Raw genomic sequence first — 7,674 nt, forward strand, 5'->3', positions numbered from 1 at the left:
CGGGGAGCGCCCATTATGCCAGCCCTGCACAACCGTCCCGCTGACCTGGATCAGGGACCCGATCGTGTCGATTCCGTGATGGCGCAATGCAGCTTGACGACCCTGCGGAACCTGTCCAGTCTCGCGTCCATACGCTTTCGTACGGGAGGAACACCATGAAGCACGCTTTTTGCCTGACTTTTGCCGCCGGCCTGCTGCTGGCGGCGGGTACCGCACTGGCCGCCAACGACACTCCGGCCGGCACGTGGAAGACCATCGACGACGCCACCCACCAGGCGAAATCGATCGTGCAGATCACCGAGAACAACGGCGAGTACAAGGCCACCATCGTCAAGCTGCTGAACCGCTCGCCGGAAGACATCGCCCGTGACGGCGAATTTCCGAAATGCACCAAGTGCGATGGCGAACGCAAGGACCAGCCGATCGAGGGCATGAACATCATGTGGGGCGTCACCAAGGACGACGACGTATGGGACGGCGGCAAGATCATCGACCCCAAGAGCGGCAAGACCTACAAGGTGAAGCTCACCCTCAAGGATGGCGGCCGGAAGCTCGACGTGCACGGCTACATCGGCTTCGCCCTGCTCGGTCGCAGCCAGACGTGGGAGCGCCAGGACTGAGCGTTGCGTCGACATCCTGTTTCAAGAAGGCGCGCCAATGACGGCGCGCCTTTTTTTCGGCGTATAGCCAGCGCACCGCAACCGGCAGCGATTTGGACGGCCATGCCATAATGCGCAGTCGTCCCGAATGATTGCCTGCCATGAGTCGTCGCCTGCTCGTCACCAACGCCCTGCCCTACGCCAATGGTCCGCTGCACATGGGTCATCTGCTGGGCTACATCCAGGCCGACATCTGGGTGCGCGCGCAGCGGATGAGCGACAACCAGGTGGTTTACGTCTGCGCCGACGACGCGCACGGCACGCCGATCATGCTGGCCGCGGAGAAAGCCGGCGTGACGCCCGAGGCCTTCATCGCCGGCATCCGCGAAGGCCACGAGGCGGACTTCGCCGCGTTCGGGGTGGCGTTCGATCACTATCACACGACCCATTCGGAAGAGAACCGCGAGCTGTCGACGCTGATCTACACGCGCCTGCGCGACGCCGGCTACATCGCCCGGCGCAGCATCCAGCAGCTGTTCGATCCGGAAAAGCAGATGTTCCTGCCGGATCGCTACATCAAGGGCGTCTGCCCGAACTGCGGTACGCCGGACCAGTACGGCGACAACTGCGAGCATTGCGGCGCCACCTACGCACCGACCGACCTGATCAATCCCTACTCGGTGATGTCCGGCGCCACGCCGGTGCTGCGCGATTCGGAGCACTACTTCTTCGAGCTGGGCAAGTTCGAGGGGCTGTTGCGCGACTGGTTCGCCGGCGCGTTCACCCACGGCAAGCCGGTGGCGAACAGCGGCGTCGTGGCGAAGCTCAAGGAGTGGCTGGACGGCGGCCTGCGCGACTGGGACATCTCGCGCGACGCGCCCTACTTCGGCTTTCCGATTCCCGACGCGCCGGGCAAGTTCCTCTACGTTTGGCTGGACGCGCCGGTCGGTTACCTGGCCAGCTTCAGGGCGCTGTGCGACAAGACCCACCTGAAGTTCGACGATTTCCTCGCCCCCGGCAGCAAAGCCGAAATGCACCACTTCATCGGCAAGGACATCATCAATTTCCACGGCCTGTTCTGGCCGGCGATGCTGCATGGCGCCGGCTTCCGCACGCCGACCGCGCTGCACGTCAACGGCTACCTCACGGTCAACGGCGCGAAGATGTCCAAGTCGCGCGGCACCTTCATCCAGGCGCGCACGTACCTGGACGCCGGCATCCACCCGGAATTCCTGCGCTACTACTTCGCCAGCATGCTCAGCGATACGCCGGTCGACGTGGACCTCGACCTCAAGGCCTTCGAGGAGCGCGTCAACTCGCACCTGGTCGGCAAGTGGGTGAACATCGCCAGCCGCACCGCCGGCTTCGTGCACAAGTTCTTCGATGGTCGACTGGCGCCCCAATTCGGCGCGCAGGAAACCGCACTGTGGAACACCTTGCTGGAACACTACGACGACGTCGCTGCGTTGTACGCCGGCGGCGACTTCGCCGAAGTCACCCGTCGTTTCGTGCTGATCGCCGACCTGGTCAACGGGCATATCGCCGCCAGGGCGCCGTGGGCGATGGCCAAGGACGAAAGCCTGCGCGACGAACTGCACCAGGTGTGCTCGTTCGCACTGAGCGCGTTCCGCCTGCTGGCCGGCGTGCTCAAGCCGATCCTGCCGGCCACCGTGGCGGCGGCCGAACAATTCCTGGCCGCACCGATCGCGGACTTCGACGATGCCCGCGCCACCCTGCACAACCACGCCATCAATGCGTTCGAGCCGCTGCTCGGCCGGATCGATCCCAAGCGCATCGAGGCGATGGTCGAAGCCTCGAAGGATTCGCTCGGCGCTCCCGCCGAAGCTCCCGTTGCCGACAAGAAGAAAAAGCCCATGAACGACAGCACGAAGCCCGCTGCAACGAATCCCCCCTCTCAACCGGCGAAGGTCGGGGCATCCCCGATCCCGAATCCCGGCCACATCTCCATCGACGACTTCGCCAAACTCGACCTGCGCATCGGCAAGGTCAACGTCTGCGAATTCGTGGACGGCTCCGACAAGCTGTTGCGCTTCGAACTGGACGCGGGTCCGCTGGGCACGCGGCAGATTTTCTCCGGCATCCGCGCCGCCTATGCCGAGCCGGAAAAACTGGTCGGCCGAAACGTCGTGTTCATCGCCAACCTGGCCCCGCGCAAGATGCGCTTCGGCCTGTCCGAAGGCATGATCCTCTCGGCCGGCGACGGCGGCAGCGACCTGTTCCTGCTCGATGCCGACCAGGGCGCGAAGCCCGGCGCCACCGTCCGCTGATCCGCCAGCTTCGCAGGAGCGCACCCTGCGCGATGCTCTTGGCTTGACCGGCGCAAGACCATCGCGCACAGGGTGCGCTCCTGCAAACGATCCCGGTCCGGTCCGCTATTGCTTCGTATACGTCACGAAGAAGCCGACCAGGTCGCCGTTCTCGCTGTACGGCGCCATGTCCACGTAGCGGTAGCCGCGTGCCGCGTAGTCGGCGTGCGACCTGGTCAGTTCGGTGGCCATGTGCTTCTTGCGGAAACCGAACGTGGCATCGACGAACACCGTCACCGTGTCGCCGGAGACGGAAGAGGTTTCCGCCTGTGCCGGACCGGCGTGGGTCAGCAGGATCGAGCCGCCGGCACCGAACACGGCAGCCAGCAGCAGGGAAGCGAGATACGAGGATTTCATGGCGACACTCCAGTGACGATCAACACGCGTCGATCAATTGCGGGACAATGAGCCTCGATTATCGCCCGTCCCGCATCCACGCATGAGTGATCCCATCGCCCTTCTGGCCGACCGCATCGACGCGCTGCTGCCGCAGACGCAATGCGAGCAATGCGGCTACCACGGTTGCCGGCCGTATGCGGAAGCGATCGCACGTGGCGAGGCGCAGATCAACCAATGTCCACCCGGTGGCGCGGCCGGCATCGAAAAACTGGCTGCCCTGCTGAACACGCCCGTGCTGCCACTGGATCCCGCGCACGGCATGGAGAAGCCGCGGACGCTGGCACGCATCGTCGAAGCGGACTGCATCGGCTGCACCAAATGCATCCAGGCCTGTCCGGTCGATGCGATCGTGGGCGCGGCGAAGTTGATGCACACGGTGATTGCCGACGACTGCACCGGCTGCGAGTTGTGCGTGCCGGCCTGCCCGGTCGATTGCATCGTGCTGCTGCCGATGCCGACCGCGCAGATCGATCCGGCCCACGCCGATGCGGCGCGCGAACACTTCCAGCGCCGTGAGTCGCGACTGGCCCGCCAGCACACCGAACGCGAGCGTGAACTGGCAGCGCGCAAGGCCGCCGTGGACGCCGCCGCCGGGCCGGTCAATCCGGTGCTGGCTGCGCTGGCCCGCGCCAAAGCGAAACAGCAAGGACCGAAGCCATGAAGCGCGCCGACGTGATCGAGCTGTTTTCGCGCCTGCGCGAACTCGACCCGCACCCGACCACCGAACTGGTCTACAGCTCGCCGTTCGAACTGCTGGTTGCCGTGGTGCTGTCCGCGCAGGCCACCGACGTGGGCGTCAACAAGGCGACGAAGAAGCTCTACCCCGTGGCGAACACGCCGCAGGCGATCCTTGCGCTGGGCGAAGAGGGCTTGAAGCGCTACATCAGCACCATCGGCCTGTTCAACGCCAAGGCGAAGAACGTGATTGCCCTGTGCCGGCTGCTGATCGAGCAACACGATGGCGAAGTGCCGCGCACGCGCGAGGCGCTGGAAGCGCTGCCGGGCGTGGGACGCAAGACCGCGAACGTCGTGCTCAATACAGCGTTTGGCGAGCCGACCATCGCGGTCGACACGCATATCTTCCGCGTCGCCAACCGCACAGGACTCGCGCCGGGCAAAGACGTGCGCGCCGTGGAGGACAAGCTGGAGAAAGCGATCCCGGCCGAGTTCAAGCAGGACGCCCATCACTGGCTGATCCTGCACGGCCGCTACGTGTGCAAGGCGCGCAAGCCGGATTGCCCGCATTGCGTGATCAGCGATTTGTGCCGCTACAGGGACAAGACGGTGGGCTAAGGGAACGGGGAATGGGGGAACAAGAGCAGGAGCCGCGATGCTCTGGCCGTTCCCCGTTCCACGTTCCCCGTTCCCCGTTTCCCGTTCCCCGCTCAACCCGGCAACTGCGCACGCTCCAGCGCCGCGATGTGCCGCTCCAGTCGCGGCCCCAGGTAGCAATGCGAACCGCACGGCAGCAGCCCGACCTTGCCGAACTCACGCAGATACCAGGCCGGTGCTCGCGACACGAAGCCCTGGTGGTCGCCGGCCACGTCGTCGCGACTGGTGAACACTTCCAGAAACGCCACGCCCTCAAGCATCTCGCCGATGCCCTGCAGGCCCGCGCGGATCTCCGCCGGCTTCAGGTAATGCAGTACATCGGTGCACACGATCAGGTCGAAGCGCGTGTCGAAGCGCAGCTGTTCGAGCTGGCCGAAGCGCGCCAGCCCGATGTTGCGGCTGCGGCCATACCGCGCCACCGCGTATTCGCTGGCGTCCAGTCCGCGATAGGCGATGTCCGGCCGCAGCGCGCGCAGCGGCGCGCGCCATGTCGCTTCACCACAGCCGACATCCAGCACGTTGCGGATCGTGCGGCCGAGGTAATACTCGGCCTGCGCCACCACCATGGCCACCTTGCGCCGCAGCTCCGCCGGCGACCCGACGGCATGCCGCGGGTCGCGATACCACTTGTCGAAATAGTCGCGGTCGTAGGTCTTGGGCATGCGTTTTTCCTGAACCATCGCTGCATCGCGAGTGGCGATGGTAACTGCACCTGTGCTCCGGCATCACCTTGCTTATGCACGGGGTTTGCCAGCATCGAATCCCGCATGCATTGCCCAGGAGTACCGCCATGCCCATGATCCGCTTCCGCCTGACGGGCAACCGTGCCGACGCCGACGCCGTCATGGCCGCCCTGCACGGCATCGACCACATCGAACGGGTGGAGGAAATCGACGACCTGATGTCCGGCATGCGCGAAGACTCCAGCTCCAGCGAATCGGTAGGCGACAGCGAGGGCCAGCTCTATCGGATCGAGGTGGATACACCGAACGACCAGGTTGCCGACCTCGTTCGTGGCAGCGCCGAGGTCATCGCGCATGACCGCGACGCCGGCATCGAATTCACCGACGAATTCTGAACTCCGCACGGCGATGCCACTTCACGCAAGGCCAACGCAGTGTTCTTTCAAACGGCTTCGCGTGGCACCAGCATGTGCTTGGCGATATGCCCATGCATGCGGCCCAAGGCCCGCGCCAGATGCAAGGTGGCGAACAACAGGACGATGCCGAGCACGCACAGCGCAACCGCGTCGCCCCAGCCCGCCTGGTGCGAACCGAAGCCCCAGTCCACGAGGACCTGGCGATCCACGTAGACCCCGGCCAGCCACTCGCGACGGAACAGCATCACCAGCGGCGCGCCGATGAAGGCCACCGACACGCTGAGCAGGGTCACCGCGACGGTGAAGTACGCGATACCCAGCGGCAGCATCAGCCACATGTAGCAAAGCGTCGTCCAGGTGTGCACATCGGTGAACATGCTTCCAATGCGCCGCATCAGAGTCATGCCTTGCGTCGGGTACACCGGCCGTCGCGGCATGCGCATGCCGAGCATCGCCTCCACGATGCGCCCTTCCACCAGCGACAACACGCGCACGCTGCCGAAGAACAGCACGATGAACGGCAGTCCGATGATCAGCACCGACAACCCCACCGACAGCGACAGGCCGGTTACCGCCCAGGTGAAATAGAAGATGCCGGTTGCCAGCGACAGCAGCATGTAGAACAGCGCGCCATAGGTACGCGGATCGGCGGCGACACCGAAGAATCGCCCGGCCAGCGAACGGTGCTTTGCCGGCGCCGGCGGGCGGATCGCACGCTGGATCCTGATTTCCTGGTCGCGGTAGATCTCCGCCACTTCGTCCGGTGCGCCGTAGCTGCCGACGACGTGTTCGAGCATCGTCGCCTCGTCGCGGCCAGGTTGCTCGGCCAGCTCGGCGCGCAGATGTTCCTCGGCGTCGTACAGGGCATCCTGGATCAAGGCGGGGTCGGCGCCACGCAGGGCTCCACGCAGCTGATCGAGGTATTCGTTGATGGTCCGTGGCGCGTTCATTACACCCCTCCTTGCAAGACGTTATCGACAGAATCGCGGGTGGCAGTCCAGGCGGCGACCCACGCGCGCAGCGTCTCGCGACCCGGTTTGGTGATGCGGTAGTAGCGGCGTGGCGGGCCGCTGATCGAGGGTTCGATTTCGCTGGCCAGCAGGCCGGCCGCCTCCAGATTGCGCAGCACCGGGTACAGCGCGCTCTGCTTGCCGGCCAGCACGCCCTCGCCCGTTTCCTCCAGCCGCTTGGCGATCTGGTAGCCGTACATCGGCTGGCGCGACTGACCCAGCACGGCCAGCAGCACAAGCGACACGGTGCCGCTGGAAAGCTCCTTCTGGAACTTCTTCAGTTGACTGGCGCTGTCATCCACTCGCTCACCTGCATTGCCGCTTATGTGTGAGTGAACAATAGTATGAACTTGATACTAGTGCATGGGCCTGAAGTCATGCCCCCAACCGAGCTGGCGGTTGGGCATGAAACCAATGTGTGTACCCGTTGTACAAACATTGATTCCAGGAGCCTGTACACACATTGATTTCAGCTGGCTCAGCCGACGATGAGATCCGCCCGCCTCTTGGATTGCTGAGAAAGACCTGGCATGGCCGCTGGCCACACTGATCAATGGCCTTGTGGGATAGTTAGCGCTATACATAGCGCTTCCATTGAGCGTTCTGTACCCTGAAGCTAAAGAAGGCAGGCGGCCGCGCCATTGTTCAGGGGGCTCGATGACGACGCATGATCCAAGGAAGGTGCTGGAAACGCTTCGCAACCATCTAACGCAGCCGGAAGCGAATGTCGCGTTTTTATTCGGCGCGGGGACGTCTTGCGCGGTGCGCGTCCCGGTCGTAGGGGTTCTACCCCGTTTTCGCGGACAGTTGAGTTAAGGCCGTGAAGGCCCGATCCCGAACCTCGATTCTGCGTTGCATTCGGGGATTGTGGAAGCGTTCGATGTAGTCAAAGACGTCGGACCGTGCCT

At 64.4% G+C, this 7,674-nt stretch carries 9 protein-coding genes and 1 pseudogene; 5 read left to right on the forward strand and 5 right to left on the reverse strand.

Features of this window, described 5'->3' with window-relative positions:
* Positions 1-155: 155 nt before the first annotated feature.
* The gene (locus tag CIW53_RS14710; RefSeq protein ID WP_149365468.1) at positions 156-620 is read left to right on the forward strand and encodes a DUF2147 domain-containing protein; all 465 of its coding nucleotides are present in this window, start codon (positions 156-158) and stop codon (positions 618-620) included.
* A gap of 140 nt (positions 621-760) precedes the next feature.
* The gene (gene metG, locus CIW53_RS14715; RefSeq protein WP_149365469.1) at positions 761-2,887 is read left to right on the forward strand and encodes a methionine--tRNA ligase; all 2,127 of its coding nucleotides are present in this window, start codon (positions 761-763) and stop codon (positions 2,885-2,887) included.
* Between the two features lie 105 nt (positions 2,888-2,992).
* On the opposite strand, the gene CIW53_RS14720 is transcribed toward metG, so the two are convergent.
* The gene (locus CIW53_RS14720; RefSeq protein WP_149365470.1) at positions 2,993-3,283 is read right to left on the reverse strand and encodes a hypothetical protein; all 291 of its coding nucleotides are present in this window, start codon (positions 3,281-3,283) and stop codon (positions 2,993-2,995) included.
* Between the two features lie 82 nt (positions 3,284-3,365).
* Here CIW53_RS14720 and CIW53_RS14725 point away from each other — a divergent pair, with 82 nt between their 5' ends.
* Both CIW53_RS14725 and nth read left to right on the forward strand, forming a co-directional pair.
* Positions 3,366-3,986, forward strand: a complete 621-nt coding sequence (locus CIW53_RS14725) for an RnfABCDGE type electron transport complex subunit B (RefSeq protein WP_149365471.1) — start codon at positions 3,366-3,368, stop codon at positions 3,984-3,986.
* A complete protein-coding gene (nth, locus tag CIW53_RS14730; protein WP_149365472.1) occupies positions 3,983-4,618 on the forward strand; it encodes an endonuclease III in 636 nt (211 codons plus the stop codon). The genes CIW53_RS14725 and nth overlap by 4 nt, the downstream gene beginning before the upstream one ends.
* A gap of 92 nt (positions 4,619-4,710) precedes the next feature.
* On the opposite strand, the gene CIW53_RS14735 is transcribed toward nth, so the two are convergent.
* Entirely contained in the window at positions 4,711-5,319 is a 609-nt protein-coding gene (locus CIW53_RS14735) for a class I SAM-dependent methyltransferase (protein ID WP_149365473.1), read from the reverse strand.
* Between the two features lie 128 nt (positions 5,320-5,447).
* Here CIW53_RS14735 and CIW53_RS14740 point away from each other — a divergent pair, with 128 nt between their 5' ends.
* A complete protein-coding gene (locus tag CIW53_RS14740) occupies positions 5,448-5,735 on the forward strand; it encodes a hypothetical protein (protein ID WP_149365474.1) in 288 nt (95 codons plus the stop codon).
* A 47-nt stretch (positions 5,736-5,782) separates the two neighbouring features.
* Here the strand turns inward: CIW53_RS14740 and CIW53_RS14745 are convergent, their stop codons facing one another.
* The 3 genes and pseudogenes from CIW53_RS14745 to CIW53_RS17975 form a co-directional block, all read right to left on the reverse strand.
* Positions 5,783-6,706: a sensor domain-containing protein gene (locus CIW53_RS14745; protein WP_149365475.1), complete on the reverse strand. Its 924-nt coding sequence runs from the start codon at positions 6,704-6,706 to the stop codon at positions 5,783-5,785.
* Positions 6,706-7,068 carry a PadR family transcriptional regulator gene (locus CIW53_RS14750; RefSeq protein WP_149365476.1) on the reverse strand — a complete coding sequence of 121 codons (363 nt, stop codon included), beginning with the start codon at positions 7,066-7,068 and terminating at the stop codon, positions 6,706-6,708. Before CIW53_RS14750 ends, CIW53_RS14745 begins: the two co-directional genes overlap by 1 nt.
* Before the next feature lie 484 nt (positions 7,069-7,552).
* Positions 7,553-7,674 (reverse strand): annotated as a pseudogene (locus tag CIW53_RS17975) (IS3 family transposase); the annotation flags it as partial.

It is taken from the genome of Rhodanobacter sp. T12-5 (assembly GCF_008329435.1).
Lineage (GTDB): Bacteria > Pseudomonadota > Gammaproteobacteria > Xanthomonadales > Rhodanobacteraceae > Rhodanobacter.